At 69.6% G+C, this 17,514-nt stretch carries 14 protein-coding genes; 8 read left to right on the top strand and 6 right to left on the bottom strand.

Annotation, left to right across the window (positions count from 1 at the left end; translation table 11 throughout):
- Nucleotides 1-49: 49 nt before the first annotated feature.
- Nucleotides 50-400, top strand: coding sequence for a cupin domain-containing protein (locus NF4_RS10515; RefSeq protein WP_063127088.1), 351 nt, complete (start codon nt 50-52; stop codon nt 398-400).
- Nucleotides 401-411: 11 nt separating this feature from the next.
- Here the strand turns inward: NF4_RS10515 and NF4_RS10510 are convergent, their stop codons facing one another.
- Together NF4_RS10510 and NF4_RS38550 are read right to left on the bottom strand one after the other, a co-directional pair.
- A complete protein-coding gene (locus tag NF4_RS10510; protein WP_063127087.1) occupies nt 412-1,293 on the bottom strand; it encodes an LLM class flavin-dependent oxidoreductase in 882 nt (293 codons plus the stop codon).
- A gap of 81 nt (nt 1,294-1,374) precedes the next feature.
- Entirely contained in the window at nt 1,375-1,689 is a 315-nt protein-coding gene (locus NF4_RS38550; protein ID WP_198165290.1) for a hypothetical protein, read from the bottom strand.
- Nucleotides 1,690-2,008: 319 nt separating this feature from the next.
- Here NF4_RS38550 and NF4_RS10495 point away from each other — a divergent pair, with 319 nt between their 5' ends.
- Entirely contained in the window at nt 2,009-3,091 is a 1,083-nt protein-coding gene (locus NF4_RS10495; protein WP_063127085.1) for a fatty acid desaturase family protein, read from the top strand.
- A gap of 42 nt (nt 3,092-3,133) precedes the next feature.
- Here NF4_RS10495 and NF4_RS10490 read toward each other — a convergent pair whose 3' ends face one another.
- Entirely contained in the window at nt 3,134-4,366 is a 1,233-nt protein-coding gene (locus NF4_RS10490; protein WP_063127375.1) for a cytochrome P450, read from the bottom strand.
- Between the two features lie 96 nt (nt 4,367-4,462).
- Nucleotides 4,463-6,142 (bottom strand): dihydroxy-acid dehydratase, encoded by a 1,680-nt coding sequence (gene ilvD / locus NF4_RS10485; protein ID WP_063127084.1) that lies wholly within the window; start codon nt 6,140-6,142, stop codon nt 4,463-4,465.
- A 94-nt stretch (nt 6,143-6,236) separates the two neighbouring features.
- On the opposite strand from ilvD, the gene NF4_RS10480 reads away from it, so the two are divergent.
- Nucleotides 6,237-6,884 (top strand): phosphotransferase-like protein, encoded by a 648-nt coding sequence (locus NF4_RS10480; RefSeq protein WP_232330400.1) that lies wholly within the window; start codon nt 6,237-6,239, stop codon nt 6,882-6,884.
- Between the two features lie 120 nt (nt 6,885-7,004).
- On the opposite strand, the gene NF4_RS10475 is transcribed toward NF4_RS10480, so the two are convergent.
- The gene (locus NF4_RS10475) at nt 7,005-7,553 is read right to left on the bottom strand and encodes a YceI family protein (RefSeq protein WP_063127373.1); all 549 of its coding nucleotides are present in this window, start codon (nt 7,551-7,553) and stop codon (nt 7,005-7,007) included.
- 101 nt (nt 7,554-7,654) lie between these two features.
- Between NF4_RS10475 and NF4_RS10470 the strand changes: the two genes are divergently transcribed.
- From NF4_RS10470 to NF4_RS10450, 5 genes are all read left to right on the top strand, one after another.
- Nucleotides 7,655-8,491: a helix-turn-helix transcriptional regulator gene (locus tag NF4_RS10470; RefSeq protein WP_063127083.1), complete on the top strand. Its 837-nt coding sequence runs from the start codon at nt 7,655-7,657 to the stop codon at nt 8,489-8,491.
- A 408-nt stretch (nt 8,492-8,899) separates the two neighbouring features.
- Nucleotides 8,900-11,227 (top strand): RNA polymerase recycling motor ATPase HelR, encoded by a 2,328-nt coding sequence (gene helR / locus NF4_RS10465; protein ID WP_198165289.1) that lies wholly within the window; start codon nt 8,900-8,902, stop codon nt 11,225-11,227.
- 221 nt (nt 11,228-11,448) lie between these two features.
- Entirely contained in the window at nt 11,449-12,087 is a 639-nt protein-coding gene (locus tag NF4_RS10460) for an HD domain-containing protein (protein ID WP_063127082.1), read from the top strand.
- 255 nt (nt 12,088-12,342) lie between these two features.
- On the top strand, nt 12,343-15,603 hold the full coding sequence (locus NF4_RS10455; protein WP_063127372.1) for an arabinosyltransferase domain-containing protein: 3,261 nt from the start codon (nt 12,343-12,345) through the stop codon (nt 15,601-15,603).
- A 215-nt stretch (nt 15,604-15,818) separates the two neighbouring features.
- Nucleotides 15,819-16,982 (top strand): lipase family protein, encoded by a 1,164-nt coding sequence (locus tag NF4_RS10450; protein WP_063127371.1) that lies wholly within the window; start codon nt 15,819-15,821, stop codon nt 16,980-16,982.
- A gap of 184 nt (nt 16,983-17,166) precedes the next feature.
- Here NF4_RS10450 and NF4_RS10445 read toward each other — a convergent pair whose 3' ends face one another.
- On the bottom strand, nt 17,167-17,403 hold the full coding sequence (locus tag NF4_RS10445) for an MbtH family protein (protein ID WP_063127081.1): 237 nt from the start codon (nt 17,401-17,403) through the stop codon (nt 17,167-17,169).
- Nucleotides 17,404-17,514 lie beyond the last annotated feature (111 nt).

The following is a 17,514-nucleotide window of genomic DNA, read 5'->3' as shown; positions in this document are numbered from 1 at the left end:
ACTTTCCTGACGCTGGTACCCCATGCCCCAGGCTCGGCATGCTGGCCCTATGACCGTCACCCCGCGCTCCGAAAACGGCCCGACCATGCCCGGTTACGCCTGGTCTGTCCTGGCCGACGCACCTACCCGGGAGCTGTTTCCCGGTATCCGTCTGCGCTCACTGTGGTCCGGCCCGGACGGTGCCTCGGCCCATGTTCTGGAGATGACGCCCGGCAGCCGGTGGGAGGGCGTCGATATACACCGGCCCGGGCCCGAAGAAGTGTTCGTGGTGTCCGGCACCTTCAACGACGGAGTCCGCGACTACCCGGCCGGATCGTTCATCCACGCACCGGCCGGATCCTGGCACATACCGCAGACCGTGACGGGTTGTGTGCTGTTCGTCTTCTATCCCGAGGGCTGATCACCCGCGCGTCAGCGGGACGCGATCAGTTCCAGCGTCTCCTCCAGGACGGAGAGCGGAACCGCGCTCGGAACCAGGATGAACTCGTCCAGTCCGGCTTCCTCTGCGGCGTCCAGCGTGCGGTGCAGGGCCGCGGCATCGTAGGTCTTCATCGAGGACGCCGCTCCCGCGGCCGCCTCGCCGCCCAGGAAGCCCAGGTACTCCGCGGTGAAATCGCGTAGCACCTCCTCCGGATCGGGCACACCGAGCGCGTAGAAACACCCGCTCACCAGGCGCGGCGCGTCTCGCCCCGCCTCGGCCCAGGCGCGGCGCGCGGCCTCGGCGGACCAGCGGATCTCGGCGGGCACCCCGCCCACGCTGAACGCCACGACTCCGTCGGCCCACCGGGCGGCGCGCGCGAGCGATTTCGGGCCGAGGGCGCCGGCGAGCACGGGCGGGCCGCCGGGCTGCACGCACGGCGGCCCGAGCGGATCACCTCCGGCGACGGCCGGTTCCCCGGCCCACAGCGCGCGCAACTCGGCGACCGCGCGATCCAGCCGATCGTGGCGGCGCTCGAATCCCGTACCGAGACTGCGGTAGTCGTCGCCACGGCCCCCGACGCCCACGCCGAGAGCGAAGCGTCCCGCGGACAGCACATCGATCGTCGCGGCCTGTTTGGCAACCAACGCCACCGGATGGGCCGGCAGCACCGACAAATTCGCGAAGATCCGCACCCGTTCGGTGACCGCGGCGGCCGCGGCGAGGGTCGTCCACATCTCCTGATTGTGAAAGGTCATCCGCTCGCCACACGAGATACTGGCGACGGGGCCCTGCTCGGCGAGCCGGCACCAATCGACGGTGGCCGCCCGGTCGTAGCCGCGGCACATGGTGGGTAGTGCGATCCCGATATCCATCGCCCCAGCATCGGGCAACCGGGCCCGCTTAGCAAGAACAGGTTCTAGTTTTGCCCGAGCCCGGGCCGAAGCCGGCCATGCTCAGCCCCCGCCACCACCGCAGCCCCCACCCCCGCCGCCACCACAGCCGCCACCACCGCCACAGCCGCTGCCCCCGCCGCTGTCGCCACCGCCGCCACCGCTTCCGATGTACCACCCGCCCGCCGCGGCCGCGCCGGTGGCACCGCGCCGGCGGGTGGCACGCAGCGGAGCCCGGCTCTGCCGGAACCTGCGCACCCCGGCCGTGACGGCCAGCACCACCCCGATCGCGAAGAACCAGCCGCCCACCCCGAATCCGAAGAGGTCGGTCAGCACGAGGCCGACGAGAACTGCCGAAGCAGCAGATAGGAACAGCACGATACCTCCCCGAGTGGTCGATCCACCTCAGAAGAGGCTACCCCGCAACAGATCTCGGTGAACGTCTCCACCGGCACGAAATCCCGTCATGGATTTCGGCGAACCGCCGATCGGCACACCGGCCCGTCTCTCATCGTGGGACCGTTCCGGGGATGCCCCCTCCACCCGGGCCGCGCGCACCCTCGCCCGATTGTCGGGCCGGCGGCCGGGCGCCCGGGACGCGGGTAGGGTGAACGCGAAAGTCGGCAAGGACGGCGGGCGCGCGTAATGCCGATCCGTCGGCCGGTGAAGCCACACCCGTGCACAGATCGGTGAGGAAATGACGGCAAACGCCGCCACACATGTTGTTCCTGTCGACCGGATCGAGGCCTCCGCGCCTCCCGAGGCCCCGGTCCGTCCCGCACGCCACAGCGATTACGCGGTGCTGCTGCGGCGGGTGCGCGACGCGGGCCTGCTGGACCGGCGCCCCCGGTACTATCTCTGGAAGGGCGGGGCCGCACTGCTGGCACTGGCCGCCGGATGGACCGCGTTCGTCCTGATCGGCGACTCGTGGTGGCAGCTGGCCACGGCTGCCTTCCTCGCCGCGCTCTTCGCCCAGTTCGCCTTTCTCGGCCACGACGCGGGGCACCGGCAGATCGCCGGCAGCCGGCGGGCGGACTACCTGCTCGGCGTGATTTTCGGCAATCTCGCCATCGGCGTGAGCATCGGCTGGTGGACGAGCAACCACAACCGTCACCACGCGCATCCCAATACCGAGGACGCCGATCCCGACATCATGGGTGTACTGGCCCATTCGACCGTCCGGGCGCGCGCCGGGCGCGGCCTGCGCCGGGTGATCTTCCGCTACCAGGGTTGGCTGTTCTTCCCGATGCTGCTCCTGGAGGGCCTCAGTCTGCACTTCTCGAGTGTCCGGGCGATCGTCCGGCGCGATATCCCCCGGCGCGGCGTGGAGGCCGCGCTACTGGCCGTGCACGCCGTGGGCTACCTCACCGTCGTCTTCCTGGTGCTCCCGCCACTGCACGCCCTCGGCTTCATCGCCGTACAGCAGGGTCTGTTCGGGCTCTACATGGGAACCACCTTCGCGCCCAACCACAAAGGTATGGCGGTACTCCCGGCCGGCGATTCGACGGACTACCTGCGCCGCCAGGTTCTCACCTCCCGCAATGTCCGCGGTGGAGTCGTGATCGATACCGCCTTCGGTGGCCTCAACTACCAGATCGAACACCATCTGTTCCCCTCCATGCCCCGGCCGAACCTGCGGCGGGCGCAGCCGATCGTCGCGAAATACTGCGCGGAGATCGGCGTGCCCTACTGCGAGACGGGCCTGTTCGATTCCTATGCCCGGGCCCTCGGACACCTGCACACCGTCGGCCGGGCGGCCGGACCCGAGCGGTCCGGATAGCCGGATCCCACACGTGCGGCTGCTGCCGGTTCGAGGTGGTCTTCAGCGGGACCGTGGTCCGGTGGTGACGGGCAGGGCGGTCAGGCCGTGTAGCGCGAGTCCCTTCCGCGCCACCGCCGGACCCGCCTGCGTCAGCGCCGGAAACGCGCGCAGCAGCGCGGGGAAGGCGAGCTGGGCTTCCAGCCGGGCCAGCGGCGCGCCCAGGCAGTAGTGCACGCCGCCGCCGAACGACAGCGGCGGTTCGCCCGCCCGGTCCAGGCGCAGTACGTCCGGTTCGGCGAAGACCTCGGGATCCCGATTGGCCGCGCCCAGCAGCAGGACGACGCGCTGTCCGGCGGGCAGCGCCAGACCACCGCTGTGTAGTTCCTCCGGCGCGGTGCGGGAGGTGAGCAGCTGCACCGGCGAGTCGTAACGCAGCAGTTCCTCGGTCGCCGTACCGGCCAGCTCGGGGTTCTCCCGCAGCACTGCCGCCTGGTCCGGGTGTTCGAGCAGCGCGGCCAGACCGTTGGCGAGCAACCCGGTGGTCGTCTCGAACCCGGCGGCGAACAGCAGGGCCGCCATGGTGATCAATTCGTCGTCGTCCAGGCGCGCGCCATCGGCGGCCGGTACGACCAGGGCCGACAGCAGGTCGTCGCGCGGCTCCCGGCGCCGCCGCGCGGCCAGATCGCGCAAGTATTCGCTGATCTCGGTGGCCGCGTCATCGGCTCGGGCGACGCCCGGGCCGTCCAGTAGGTCGAGCACCCCCGCCCAGTCCCGCACCAGCGGCTGGAACCGGAGCCGGTCGGTGTCGGGCACCCCGAGCAGCTCACCGATCACGGTGACCGGCAACGGGAACGCGAAGGCCTCCACGAAATCCACCGGGTCCGGGCCGGCCAGATCGCCGAGCAACCGGTCGACGGTGCGGGCGATCGCCCGGCGCAGCCCGGCCACTCGCCGCGCGGTGAAAGCGCCGGAGACCAGCCTGCGCAGCCGGGTGTGATCGGGTGGATTGCGCACCAGCATGCTGGTGAACATCAGGCGCAGGCCCGGATGTTCGCGCCAGTCGGCGAACCCGGCGGCGGCGAGTCCGTGTTCCGGTCGCTTCAGCAGCCGATGGTCGCGCGCCAGAGTGGCGGCGAGCCGGTAACCGCTGACCACGAGCGTCCCGTCCGGAGTGTGGGCGGCGGGACCGAGTTCGCGGAGCTCACGGTAGAGCGGGTAGGGGTCGGCCTGCCCGGCCGGTGTGGTGAGCGCGGACATCAGTGCGCCTACGGTGTTCGCGATCTTCGTCGTCATGGTCACCCCCGGTTCGTGGTGTCTCGGAGCGTCCACGACGAGCCTACCCCCGGCCGCGTTCCCCACACTCCGTCCACGGCCGAATCCGCCACGGGCTCAATCGCATACGGCACCGTTCGAGGCCGAACCCACCAGACGCACATACTTGGCGAGCACCCCGCGGGTGTAGCGGTGGGGCAGCGGCGCCCAGCCTTCACCGCGGCCGGTGAGCGTCGCCGGATCCACGAGCAGGTCCAGGGTGCCCGCGCCGACGTCGAGCCGGATGCGGTCACCGTCGCGGACGAACGCGATCGGGCCGCCGTCGACCGCCTCCGGGGCCACATGGCCGACACAGAGACCGGTGGTACCGCCGGAGAACCGTCCGTCGGTCAGCAGCAGGACATCCTTACCGAGCCCGGCGCCTTTGATCGCCGCCGTGATGGCCAGCATCTCCCGCATCCCGGGGCCGCCCTTGGGCCCCTCGTAGCGGATGACCACCACATCGCCTGCCGAGATGGTCCCGTCTTCCAGGGCGTCCATCGCGGCCCGCTCCCGGTCGAAAACCCGTGCGGTGCCCTCGAAGACATCGGATTCGAAACCGGCCGATTTGACCACGGCGCCGCCGGGCGCGAGCGAACCGCGCAGGATGGTGATACCGCCGGTCGGATGGATGGGCGCCGACAGTGCGCGCACCACCTTGCCGTCCGGATCGGGCGGCGCGATATCGGCCAGGTTCTCGGCCACCGTCCGGCCCGTGACGGTGAGGCAGTCACCGTGCAGGAGTCCGGCATCCAGTAGGGCTTTCATCAGCACGGGCACTCCGCCCACCCGGTCGATATCGGTCATCACGTGCCGGCCGAACGGTTTCACATCGGCCAGATGCGGGACGCGCCGCCCGACTCGGGCGAAATCGTCGAGGCTCAGCGCCACGCCGGCCTCGTGCGCGATCGCCAGCAGATGGAGTACGGCATTGGTGGATCCGCCGAACGCCATCACCACCGCGATGGCGTTCTCGAACGCCTCTTGGGTCAGGATGTCGGAGGTGGTGATACCGCGCCGGATCAGTTCGATCACGGCCTGCCCGCTGCGCCGGGCAAAGCCGTCACGCCGGCGGTCGGTGGCCGGCGGCGCCGCGCTGCCCGGTAGCGACATCCCCAGCGCTTCGGCCGCGCTGGCCATCGTATTCGCCGTGTACATTCCGCCGCAGGCGCCCTCACCGGGGCAGATGGCCCGCTCGATCGCGTCCACGTCGGCCCGGCTCATGAGACCGCGCGCGCAGGCGCCCACCGCCTCGAAGGCGTCGATGATGGTCACTTCGCGTTCGCTGCCGTCGGACAGTTTCGCGATGCCGGGCAGGATGGAACCGGCATAGAGGAAGACGCTCGCCAGGTTCAGCCGGGCCGCGGCCATGAGCATGCCGGGCAGCGATTTGTCGCAGCCCGCGAGCAGCACCGACCCGTCGAGCCGCTCGGCCTGCATCACGGTTTCCACACTGTCGGCGATCACCTCGCGCGAGACCAGGGAGAAGTGCATTCCCTCGTGCCCCATCGAGATACCGTCGGAGACCGAGATGGTGCCGAACTGCATCGGGAAACCACCGGCGGCGAATACGCCGTCCTTACATCCGCCGGCGAGCCGGTCGAGCGACAGATTGCACGGCGTGATCTCGTTCCACGAGGAGGCCACGCCGATCTGGGCCTTACCCCAGTCGTCGTCGCCCATACCGACCGCGCGCAGCATGCCGCGGGCCGCGGTTTTCTCCAGCCCGTCGGTGACATCGCGGCTGCGCGGTTTCATATCGGGTGCATTCGGTTCGGAAGCCACGGACCCATCATCCTCCTACGGCCCCGGCACACCGCCGGGCCACGCCCGGCGTCCGCCCGTCTCGGCCGTGAAACCTTCCGAAAACCGCGAGGCGCACGGTTACCGTGATCCGGTGCACAGTCCCGAACTCCCCTGCCGGGTCGTCTTCCTCAACGGAACATCGAGCTCCGGTAAGACGACGCTGGCCCGGGCCATCCAGGACGAGAGCGATATTCCGTTCGTCTATTGGGGAATCGACACTCTGTTCGGGTTGGTTCCGCCGAACTGGGGTGGCGGGCGGGACGGCCCGCGCAGCCGCGACGGCTTCTGGTACGACCGCACCGGCCACGACGCGCAGGGCCGGCCGTCGGTGGTCATCCGCTACGGCGGCGTCGGACGCCGGATGTTGCGCTCCGCGTGTGCCGCGGCCGCCGCATTCGCCCATGGCGGCGATCATCTCGTCGTCGACGAGATGTTGCTGACCCCGGACCTGCTACCGATGTGGCTGGACGCCCTGTCCGGCCTGGAGGTCCAACTGGTCCGGGTCACCTGCCCGCCGGCTGTCGCCGACCGGCGGGAACTGGCTCGCGGCCACCCGGCCGGGTTGGCGCGGGGCCACCTGCCGACCGTCCACGCGCACGGCCACCCCTACGACACCGTGGTGGATACCACCACGGGGACCCCGGCCGAACTGGCCCGGGCCGTGTTGCGCCGGGAGCGGACCGTGCTCGGGTGACGCCGAATCTCAAGTCGTCGGGCGACCGCCGGCAGGCGGCGCGCGGGAGCCGCGGCGAGCCGGACGTCCGCTACGTCCGGCCCCGGCGGCGGCGGTTCGGTACCGCGGCGGCGGTCCGGCCTACTTCGGCTCGATGAGCTGGATCTCCAGTTCGATCTTGACCGCATCGCTCAGCATCCCGGGCAATGGTCCCCCGACACCGAACTCCGTGCGTTTGATGGTGCCGGTCGCGGAGAAACCGGCGTGCCGTTCGCCGCTGGGACCGAAGTCGCCGATACCGCCCCATTCGACGTCCAGGGTGATCGGCCGGGTGATCCCGCCCAGCGTGGCCTCACCCGGCACGGTGAACGATTCGGCGATACGGACCGGTTCGACGGCCCGGAAGGTGAGGGTCGGACGGTTGGCGACATCGAGGAAATCGGCGGTGCGGACATGGGCGTCGCGGTCGGGGTTGCCGGTGTCGAACGAGTCGAGATGTACGGTCGCGCCGAGGGTCGCGGCGCCGGACTCGTCCACGACGAACTCGGTCTCGAAGCGGGTGAAGCCGCCGCGCACCTTGGCGATACCGAGATGCCGCACGGTGAAGGCGATCGAGGAGTGCGCGCTGTCGAGTGCCCAGGCGCCGGGACGCAGAGTGGTGGTGCCGGTGGTTTCCGGTGGAGTGGTCATGTCATCGACCATCGCCGGACCGGGGTCCGGTTACCAGACCCCCGTTATCCTGGACCTGACAAGGCGCGGCTGCGCGGCCCGGAACAGGGCACGATGGTCCTATGACCCGAAGCGCATTCGCGGAGTTCCTGGTCAGACGCCGCGCCGAACTGCGACCCAGCGATATCGGACTTCCCGCGGGCGGGCGCAGGCGCACCCCCGGACTGCGACGCGAAGAGGTGGCCGTCCGGGCGGGTGTCAGTGCCGATTATCTGGCCCGGCTCGAACAGGGCCGGGACACCAATCCCTCGATAGCGGTGGTGGAAGCGCTGGCCACCGCCCTGCTGCTCGACGAGCGGGAACGCAGCACCTTCGGCTGGCTCGCATTGACCAGTAGCAACGAATCGCGCTGCCCGGAGCCCACCGATGAGCAGGACCAGGTACCCGAGACGATCGAGGCAGTCCTGCGAGCCCTGGCGCCCACCGCGGCGTTCGTCCTGGGCAGGCGCCTCAATGTGCTGAGCTGGAACGCGGCCTGGGAGGATTTCGTCACACCGCTGGGCCTGCTGGACGACCGGGACACGGTGAATCTCGCCCGCTATGTCTACGGCCATCCGATGGCACGGAAAACGCTGCGCAACTGGACCGAGGCCGCCGATACCTTCGCCGAGACCCTGCGCCGCGCGAGTCTGCGCTGGCCCGGCGACACCGGCCTGCGGGAGACCATCGACACCCTGCACACGATTCCCGAGTTCGCGACGCGCTGGCGTCCGCAGGGCCCGGGGCATCCGGTCACGCCGACCCTCCGCTTCGACCACCCGCAGCTGGGTGCGGTCGACGTACCGTTCGAGACGCTGGAAAGTGGCCAGGAGCAGAGCGTCGTGGTCTGGCTCGTGACCCGCGCCCCCGCCGCCGGTCAGACGCTACGCCTGGTGCCACCGCGAGCTGCCGGGCAGTAGACCGCGGGCGAACCCACTCGGGTGGCCGGCGAAGCTGCCGATTACCCGGCTCGGCGAGGTGTGCAGAACCGGCGGTACGTTCCCGACGCGGCAGGTTCGATATTCGCCGGGGAGCTCGCTCGCCGGGGCTGCGCCGTGAAACCCACCAGGACCCTCCGCCGGGTACGGGACGACTCCGCACGGGCGGACCGAGCGGATCGAAACGAGTGGGTGGGCCACCGGAACGACTGCGGCAGATGAAGGCGATGGTGGAAAAGGCGATTCCAGCCCCTTCCACTATCAATCTATAGCGCACCGGGGGCCTTGCGGCAAGGCCCGGGTGATGCCGCAGAATCGTCCGGTCGCAAGCCGGGGAGCGCACCCGGCCGCCGCGACAACGGCAGCGATCGTCGAACGAAGTGAGGGTATATGGCGGACCGGGGATACGAAGACGAGCTGCACTCCGAACGGGCCTACGTGGACGAACTCTACGCCCGGCTCGATGCCGAACGCGCCCGGGCCAAGGGGAGATACCACGCTGCCCTGCGCGGAAACGGCACCACGCTGCTGGACCGTGATGCCGAGGTCCGGGCGCTGGCCCGAGAGGTGAAGCGACTGGACGTGGCCGACAACACACTGTGTTTCGGCCGGTTGGACTCGGTGGCGGGCGAGGTCTCCTATATCGGGCGGATCGGCCTGTACGACGAAGCGAACGAGTACGAACCTCTGCTGCTGGATTGGCGGGCGCCGGCCGCGCGCCCGTTCTACGTCGCGACCGCCGCCAGCCCGGAGAACATGCGGCGGCGCCGCCAGTTCCATTCCCGCGGGCGCCGGCTGGTCGAGTTCACCGACGAGGTACTGGGGCGCCCGGCGGGCGACGCGCGCGGTGATGCCGCCCTGCTCGCGGCGGTCGCCGCGCCGCGCGGCGAGGGAATGCGCGATATCGTCGCCACGATCCAGGCCGAACAGGACGAGATCATCCGGCTGGACCATCCCGGTGTGCTGGTGATCGAGGGCGGTCCCGGTACCGGGAAAACCGTCGTCGCGCTGCACCGTGTCGCGTATCTCCTCTATACCCGGCGGGAGCGCATCGAGCGCCACGGTGTGCTGGTCGTCGGACCCAACCCGGCCTTCCTGAACCACATCGGCCGGGTGCTGCCCTCGCTCGGCGAATCCGACGTGGTCTTCATGACAACCGGTGATTTCGTGCCGGGCCTGCGGGTCACGGCCGAAGACGCTCCGGAGGCGGCGCGGGTCAAGGGGTCGCTGCGGATCCTGGACGTACTCGCCGCGGCGATCGCGGATCGGCAGCGGCTACCGGAACGGCCGCTGCCGATCGAACTGGCGGATGTGACCGTGCGCATCGATGCCGGAACCGCCGAATGGGCCCGGGAGGAGGCGCGGGCGAGCGAACTGCCGCACAACGAGGCCCGGGCGGTGTTCCGCGAGATCGTCACCTACGTGCTCACCGAACGAGCGATCGGCCGCATCGGCCGGGGATGGCTGACTCGCGACGACAAAGCGGCATGGGAGGACATGCGCAAGGACCTGACCGCCGAACTCGCCGACAACTCCGCGTTCACCGCGGCGCTGGACCTGCTCTGGCCGGTCCTCACCCCGCAGGACCTGCTGTCGTCGCTGTACTCGTCCCCCGAGCGGTTGCGCGCGGCGGGCGCCGACCCGGCCCTGTTCCGCGCCGCGGGCGCGGCCTGGACCGTCTCGGACGTGCCGCTGCTCGACGAGCTGGCCGATCTGCTGGGTGGAGGCGATCCGGACGTGCGGGCCGCCGACCGTGCACGCGCGGCCGAGGCGCAGTACGCCGCGGGCGTACTGGACATCATGGTCGACCGCGCCGACATGATGGACGACGAGGATCACCTGTTCGCACAGGATCTTCTCTACGCCGAGGACCTGGCGGATCGCTTCCTCGAACGCGATACCCGCGAACTCGTCGAACGCGCTGCCGCCGACCGGAACTGGACCTACCGGCACGTGGTGGTCGACGAGGCCCAGGAACTGTCCGAGATGGATTGGCGGGTGCTGATGCGACGCTGCCCGGGCCGGTCCTTCACCATCGTCGGCGATCTCGCGCAACGCCGGTCGGCGGCGGGGGCGCGGTCGTGGGACGCGGTATTGCGGCCGTACGTACCGGGCCGGTGGGTGTACCGATCGCTGACAGTGAACTACCGCACCCCCGCGGAGATCATGACCGTCGCCGCCGCGGTGCTGGCCGAGTTCGCGCCCGGGATCGAGCCACCGGAGTCGGTGCGCGCCTGCGGAGTCCGGCCGTGGTCCAGGCGGGTGACCGAGCACGAGTTGGCGGACGCCGTGGCCGAGTTCGTCGAAGCGGAAGCGGACCGCGAAGGCACCAGCGTGGTGATCGGCCCACCGGATGTACCGGGCGCGGTCGCGGCCTCGGAGACCAAGGGCCTCGAGTTCGACGCCGTCCTGGTCGTGGAGCCGGAACGGATCCTCGCCGACGGACCGCGGGGCGCGGCCGAACTGTACGTGGCCCTGACCCGGGCCACCCAGCGACTCGGTGTGCTGCACCGGCAGCCGCTGCCCGCGGCACTGCACGGACTCACCGACACCGGGACACCGGTCGCGGGCGATCGCGCGGTCGAAAGGGTCCCGGTAGACGGACTCGTCCTCACCCACGGCGATCTCCTTCGATCTGCGGTGCCGCGACGGCACATACCGGCTCCACCGATAATTACGTTGTCGATTACGGAAAGATTGAATGACGGAAATCGGTAATATGATTCTCGAAATTTCGGGCCACACGCCGATCGACCACGACTCCCCCGTCCCTGCTCGCGATCTATGCTCGTTCCGCCCTCGGCCGGCACCTTCGACAAGATCCGGGCAGTACCTACTGCGGCGCGGGGCCACCGGCGCACCCAGGAAACGACAGCGGCGCCGGCCTTCTCGACGTTCCGCGCACGACAGCGGCCATCTCGTGTACAGGAGGTTTCGGTATGAGCGAGACCATCGCAGGAGTTGTGATACCCGGCAGCCGGATGGTGGCCGAGGCCACCGATCTGGTGCGCGACAGCGCATCGCCGCTACTGTTCCACCACTCCCGGCGGGTGTACCTGTTCGGGATGCTGTGGGGTAGGCGGCGCGGCCTGGATCCCGACCCCGAACTGCTCTACGTCGGCGCGCTCTTCCACGATCTGGGGTTGACCGACGCCTATCGCACCACCCATCAACGATTCGAAGTCGACGGCGCCGACGAAGCGCGTCGTTTCCTCACCGCGCACGGACTGGACACCGCGGCGGCCCAGCGGGTGTGGACGGCTATCGCCCTGCACACCACCCCCGGTATCCCCGAACACATGGAACCCGAGATCGCGCTGGTGAACGCCGGTGTCGCCACCGATGTCCTCGGTATCGGCTACCACGACCTGGACCCCGGTGATATCCGCGCGGTGGTCGAGGCTCATCCGCGACCCGATTTCAAGAAGCAGATCCTGGCCGCCTTCGCCCATGGTTTCGCCGATCGACCCGACACCACGTTCGGCACCATCAACGCCGATGTGCTCGCCCGTTTCCAGCCGGGCTTCACCCGCACCGATTTCGTGGACGCCATCGAGGCAGGTCCATGGCCGGAATAGACGCCGCGGCGGGCGCCGGGTGCCGGGTGCCGGATCATGCCGTATCGAGTCGGCGACCGCGCTCGCCCGGCGCCGATACCCGACCGGGCGGCGGTGGTCGCCGCCCCGGCCGGGTCCGCCGACATCGGGAATCGCCGTCCTCGCTGTTCACACGGTCGCGCGAATTTTCCCACCTGAGCGCGGGCTGAGAATCCCGCGCCCGATTCCTCCGGTTACGAATGCGTCACGATACGATCGCGCCCCGTGACGGACACCATGGTGCGGGCGGACGAGGCGCCCACGGGCGAGCAACCACCACCACCGGGGCCGGCACACAGTAGATGGGCGAAGTGGATCGCCTTGGTCGCGGGCCTGTTCGCGACCGTGCTCGCGGTCGCGGTACCGCTGCTCCCGGTCCATGTGGACAAGACGACTATCGGCTGGCCACAGCAGGGATCGACCCGCAGTATCACCGCGCCGCTGGTGTCCTACGCACCGCTCACCTTCGATGTCACCGTTCCCGGCGCGGCACTGGACCAGTTGGCCGAGACCGGTGGGCTGATCGCGGCGACCATGCCCGCGGATGCGCCCGACCTCGAGAAGTACGGATTCGTCGCCCGGGTGCAACCCGCGCAGGACGGGCGGCCGGCCCGCCTCGAGGTGGTACTGCGCAGCCAATCGATGTTCAGTGTGCCGCTCCAGCAACTCCGTGCGGCCACGCTCACGGTCCGTTCCGACAGCGCCGCCACAACCGCCGAGCTCACCGGTACCGAGACCGAACCGCTCTTCCTGGCCGGGGACTTCCGGCCGCAGGTGGTCGGGGTGTTCAGCGATCTGACCACTGCGGCCGGTGCCAGTGTCGAGGTGGAGGTCGACAGCCGGTTCTCGGTCACCCCGACGTTCACCAAACGCGCCGCGACCGTGCTGGCGGTGGTACTGACGGCGGTTGCCCTGATCGCACTGCTACGGCTCGACCGGTCCGACGGGCGCCGGATCCGGCGCCTCGTACCGCAACGCTGGCGCACCGTCACCGGTATCGACGCGGGTGTCCTCGCGACCCTGCTGCTGTGGCATTTCATCGGTTCCACCACCTCCGACGACGGCTACCAATTCGGTATGGCCCGCACCTCGCTGGTCTCCGGTTATATGGCCAACTACTTCCGGTTCTTCGGGGTGCCGGAGAACCCGGTCGGTACGCCGCCCTACGACGTGATCGCGCAGCTGACCGAGATCAGTATCGCCAGTCCGTGGGTGCGCCTGCCCACCCTGCTCGCCGGGGTCCTCGCGTGGCTCACCCTGAGCCGTGAGGTGATCCCGCGGCTCGGCGCCGGGCTGCGCCGCGACCGCATTGTGGTCGGCACCGGTGCGATGGGCTTCCTCGCCATCTGGCTGCCCTATAACAACGGGCTGCGACCGGAACCGGTGATCGCGGTCGCCGTCCTGCTCACCTGGGTTTTCGTCGAGCACGCCATCGCGAGCAGACGCCTGCTCCCGTATGCCATCGCGATCCTGATCGCGGCATTCAGTCTCACCGCGGCGCCGTCTGGGGTGATCTGTTTCGCGCCGCTGGCGGCCGGGGCGCGCTCGGTGGTGCGGTTCGGTCTCCGGCGGGCCCGCGCTGTGGCGGCGGCCACCGCACGGCGTGGCGCGGATAGCGGGTGGCCCGCACGGATTTCCGCCTACGGCGCGCTACTGGCCCCGCTGGCCGCGGCCGGAACGCTGGTGCTGGTCTTCGCATTCGGCGTCCAACCGCTGTCGGCGATGTTCGAGATGACCCGGGTGCACAACGCGGTCGGCCCGTCGGTGCCGTGGTTCGACGACTACCAGGCCTATCAGCGGTTGTTCACCGCCACCGCCGACGGTTCGATCGGACGCCGTTTCGGGGTCGTCGCGATGTGGCTCGGGCTGCTGGTGTGCGCCTTCGTGCTGTTGCGCAAGGGCGGGCGCATCCCCTTCGTCACCTCGGGCCCGGCGAAACGCCTGCTCGGGATCACCTTCGGCGCGATGCTGCTGATGGCGACCGTGCCCACGAAGTTCACCCACCACAACGGTGTTTTCGCCGGGCTGGCCGGCGCCGTCGCCGTGGTCACCGCGGTGGCGGTGGGTCCGAAGGTGATGCGGGCGCCGCGGTACCGCGCGCTGTTCGCCGCCATCGTGGCGGTGGCGCTGGCGCAGATCTTCACCGGCGTGAACAAATGGTTCTACGCGTCCGGCCACGGTATTCCCTGGTGGGATACGGCTCCGGCGATCGGCGGCGTCGGGATGAGCGAGATATTCCTGACCGTGGCCGTGCTGTGCCTGGTACTCGCCGGGTGGTGGCATCTGCGGGCGCCGGAACCGGGTACCCCACACCGGGTTTCGCCGCGGGCCTGGCGGTTGGTGAAGATTCCGCCGCTGACGGTGGCGGCGGCCGTGATCGTGATCTTCCAGGTGGGCTCGTTCGCCACCGCCGCGGCCACCCAGTATCCGGCGTTCTCCCTCGCCCGCTCGAATGTGGATGCCGTACTGGGGAAACCGTGCGGACTGGCCAACGATGTCCTGGTCGAATCCGACCCGAACACCTCGATGCTCCCGCCGCTGACCGATGACGCCGCCACGGCATTCGCGGCGAACGCCGACGGCTTCGTCCCCGGCGGGGTCGCCGACGTCACGTCCGACGACGATCAGCCCGTGGACGACAACAGCCTCGCCGATGCCCTCAGCGATACCTCCGACGGCACCTCGGTCACCCAAACCGGCGGGGCGCCATTGCCGTTCGGCCTGGCCGACACCACCCCCGTACTCGGTACCGCCGGTCAGCAGGAATCGGCCGAACTGACCACCGGCTGGTACCGGCTGCCCGACCCGGCCGACCGCGCCGGAATCATGGCCATCACCGCGGCGGGCCGGTTCCGGGCGATCACCCAGGACGGCGAGGTCATGCCGGGACAACCCGTCGATATCGAGTACGGTGTCACGGATCCGGCGTCCGGGGCCCGCTCGATCGGGCAGGTGATCCCCATCGATATCGGCCCGACGCCGTCGTGGCGCAATCTGCGCGTTCCGCTCGACGAGATTCCGGACCGGGCCGATGTGGTCCGGATCGTCGCCGAGGACAGAACACTCGATCCCGAGCAGTGGATCGCGTTGACCCCGCCGCGGATTCCGCAGACGCGCACGCTCGACGAGTTGATCGGCTCCGACCAGCCGGTGCTGCTCGACTGGGCGGTAGGCCTGCAGTTCCCGTGCCAGCGCCCGTTCGACCACAAGGACGGCATCGCCCAGGCGCCCGGCTGGCGCATCCTGCCCGACCGTCCCGCCGCGAACACCACCAACCTCTGGCAACGCCACGACGGTGGCGGGCCGCTGGGCTGGAGTCGCCAATTGCTGCGCTCCCGGACCCTGGCCACCTATCTGAAGGACGACTGGAGTCACGACTGGGGGCAGCTACAGCGGCTGACGCCCGTGGACACCTCGGCCCGCCCGGCCGCGCCGAGCGTCACCCGGGAACAACATTCCGGATTGTGGAGCCCCGGCCATATCAACGTCGCCTGGTAACCGGAATCGCCGGGCCTGCACGCAGACCCGGCGCCGGCTACCGATATTTCGGCGAAACTCCACCGCGGTGATCGGAAAGAACACGCGACACAACAAGACTGGACCGCGCATGTACAAGAATTCGCGCGACGATCCCTGATACTTGTCGCGTGCAGATTCCGAGATCCGATCGAAATCTATTGGTGCGCGCCTTCGGCGCCGTACTCCTCGGCAGTATGGCCGTGGTATCCGTGATCGGCGCGGGCCCGGCCGTGGCCGTGCCCATCTACCCGCTACCCGATCCCGATCCGTTTTACGCCGCGCCGGACGATATCTCCGGTAAATCGCCCGGGGAGGTGCTGGACACCCGCGAGATGCCCCCGCTGCCGATTTTCCCGGGCGCCACGGTGACCCTGGTGAAATTCCGCTCGGCCGATTCGACCGGCCGGCCGATCGCGGCAACCACCACCGTACTCACGCCGCAGGGGCGCGCTCCCGGCGGACCGTTGCTGTCCTATCAGCACATCATCAACGGGCTCGGCACCCGCTGTGCCGTCTCCCGGGCGCTCTACAGTCCCGACCCGGCTCTCCAGGTCCGCGAGGCCGCCGCGTTGAACGCGGTCCTGGTTCGCGGCTGGAGTGTGGCGCTGCCCGACCATCTCGGCCCGACATCGGCCTACGGTGCGGCCCGCCTGGGCGGCCAGATCACCTTGGACGGCATCCGCGCGGTACGCGCGGCCGGCCTGGGCCTGCGCGACAGCCGCGTCGCCATGGCCGGTTACTCCGGTGGGGGCATGGCCGCCGCCTGGGCGGCCGCACTCGCCCCGGACTATGCGCCCGAACTGGATATCGCGGGTGCGGCGGTCGGCGGTGTACCGATGAATCTGGTGCGCATGATCGAAGCCGTGAACACCGGCCCGCATCCGGCCTTCGGCCTCGTGATGGCGGCCGGAATCGGCCTCGAACGCGAATACCCGAACCGTTTTCCGATCAGCGAGTCGATGAACACGCGAGGACTGCTGACCCGTAACAGGCTCGCGAACGGATGCATCAACGAAATACTGGACACCGGGGCCGGACGCAGTGTGGCCGAATTCGCCAGCAGTATGTCTCTGGCGGACAGTCCGGACGCTCGCGCGGTGCTCGAGGAGAACAGTCTCGAATTATTCGACGGCGTACCCGAAATACCCGTTTTCGAATGGCATTCGGCCACCGACCCGCTGATTCCGGTGGATTCCATCGTCCGCACGAACCAGCGTTACTGCGCGGCCGGTGTACCGCTGCAAACCGAACTCACCGTATCGCCGGAACATCTGTCCGCGGCGGTCCTCGGCCTACCCGCCGTAATGACATGGCTCGAGGGCCGTTTCCGCGGCGACCCGGCGCCGTCGAACTGCTGAACCACGGCTCTGCCCCGGCCCGATGGGCCGGGGCAGAGCCACCGGACGTGGTTTTCGCCGGCCCGCCCTCGGGTATCGGCCGGAAACCGCGTCCGTGCCGATCGATCGGCGGGATCCGCGGGCGCGCGGCGCCCGGTTCTACGACCGGGTGCCGGCGCCACGCGGTCCGCCGGACCGTGCCGATTCATCGAACGGGGGCCGACCCCTGATCGGCGGTGACCTCCTCGCGCAAACCGCTGGGCCGCATATCCGTCCAGTTCCGCTCGACATAGTCGACGCAGGCGGCCCGGACGGCGTCACCGAAGACGATCCGCCACCCGTGCGGCACCTCGGCGAAAGCCGGCCACAGGGAATGCTGGTTCTCGTCGTTGACCAGTACGAAGAAGCGGCCTTCCTCGTCATCGAACGGGTTCGCGCTCATTTCATCTCTCCCAGATCGTCGTTGTTGTTCTGCCACCGTGCGTATCCGCGGTCGATCCCGCACGGCCACACCCCGCAGCACATCGACACTCTGCCGTCGCCGAGTTTCCGC

It is taken from the genome of Nocardia fusca NBRC 14340 (assembly GCF_001618425.1).
GTDB classification, from domain to species: Bacteria; Actinomycetota; Actinomycetes; order Mycobacteriales; family Mycobacteriaceae; genus Nocardia; species Nocardia fusca.
Note: the sequence above shows the minus strand (reverse complement) of the source record. Positions and strands in the feature narration are given on the sequence as shown.

Bases quoted from the DNA above. Each gene is read 5' to 3' on its own strand.
- NF4_RS10475 (WP_063127373.1), bottom strand. From the start codon at position 7,553: ATGACCACTCCACCGGAAACCACCGGCACCACCACTCTGCGTCCCGGC.
- NF4_RS10455 (WP_063127372.1), top strand. From the start codon at position 12,343: ATGGTGCGGGCGGACGAGGCGCCCACGGGCGAGCAACCACCACCACCG.
- helR (WP_198165289.1), top strand. From the start codon at position 8,900: ATGGCGGACCGGGGATACGAAGACGAGCTGCACTCCGAACGGGCCTAC.
- NF4_RS10510 (WP_063127087.1), bottom strand. From the start codon at position 1,293: ATGGATATCGGGATCGCACTACCCACCATGTGCCGCGGCTACGACCGG.
- NF4_RS10470 (WP_063127083.1), top strand. From the start codon at position 7,655: ATGACCCGAAGCGCATTCGCGGAGTTCCTGGTCAGACGCCGCGCCGAA.
- NF4_RS10515 (WP_063127088.1), top strand. From the start codon at position 50: ATGACCGTCACCCCGCGCTCCGAAAACGGCCCGACCATGCCCGGTTAC.
- NF4_RS10445 (WP_063127081.1), bottom strand. From the start codon at position 17,403: ATGAGCGCGAACCCGTTCGATGACGAGGAAGGCCGCTTCTTCGTACTG.
- NF4_RS10450 (WP_063127371.1), top strand. From the start codon at position 15,819: ATGGCCGTGGTATCCGTGATCGGCGCGGGCCCGGCCGTGGCCGTGCCC.
- NF4_RS10460 (WP_063127082.1), top strand. From the start codon at position 11,449: ATGAGCGAGACCATCGCAGGAGTTGTGATACCCGGCAGCCGGATGGTG.
- NF4_RS10490 (WP_063127375.1), bottom strand. From the start codon at position 4,366: ATGACGACGAAGATCGCGAACACCGTAGGCGCACTGATGTCCGCGCTC.
- NF4_RS10495 (WP_063127085.1), top strand. From the start codon at position 2,009: ATGACGGCAAACGCCGCCACACATGTTGTTCCTGTCGACCGGATCGAG.
- ilvD (WP_063127084.1), bottom strand. From the start codon at position 6,142: ATGAAACCGCGCAGCCGCGATGTCACCGACGGGCTGGAGAAAACCGCG.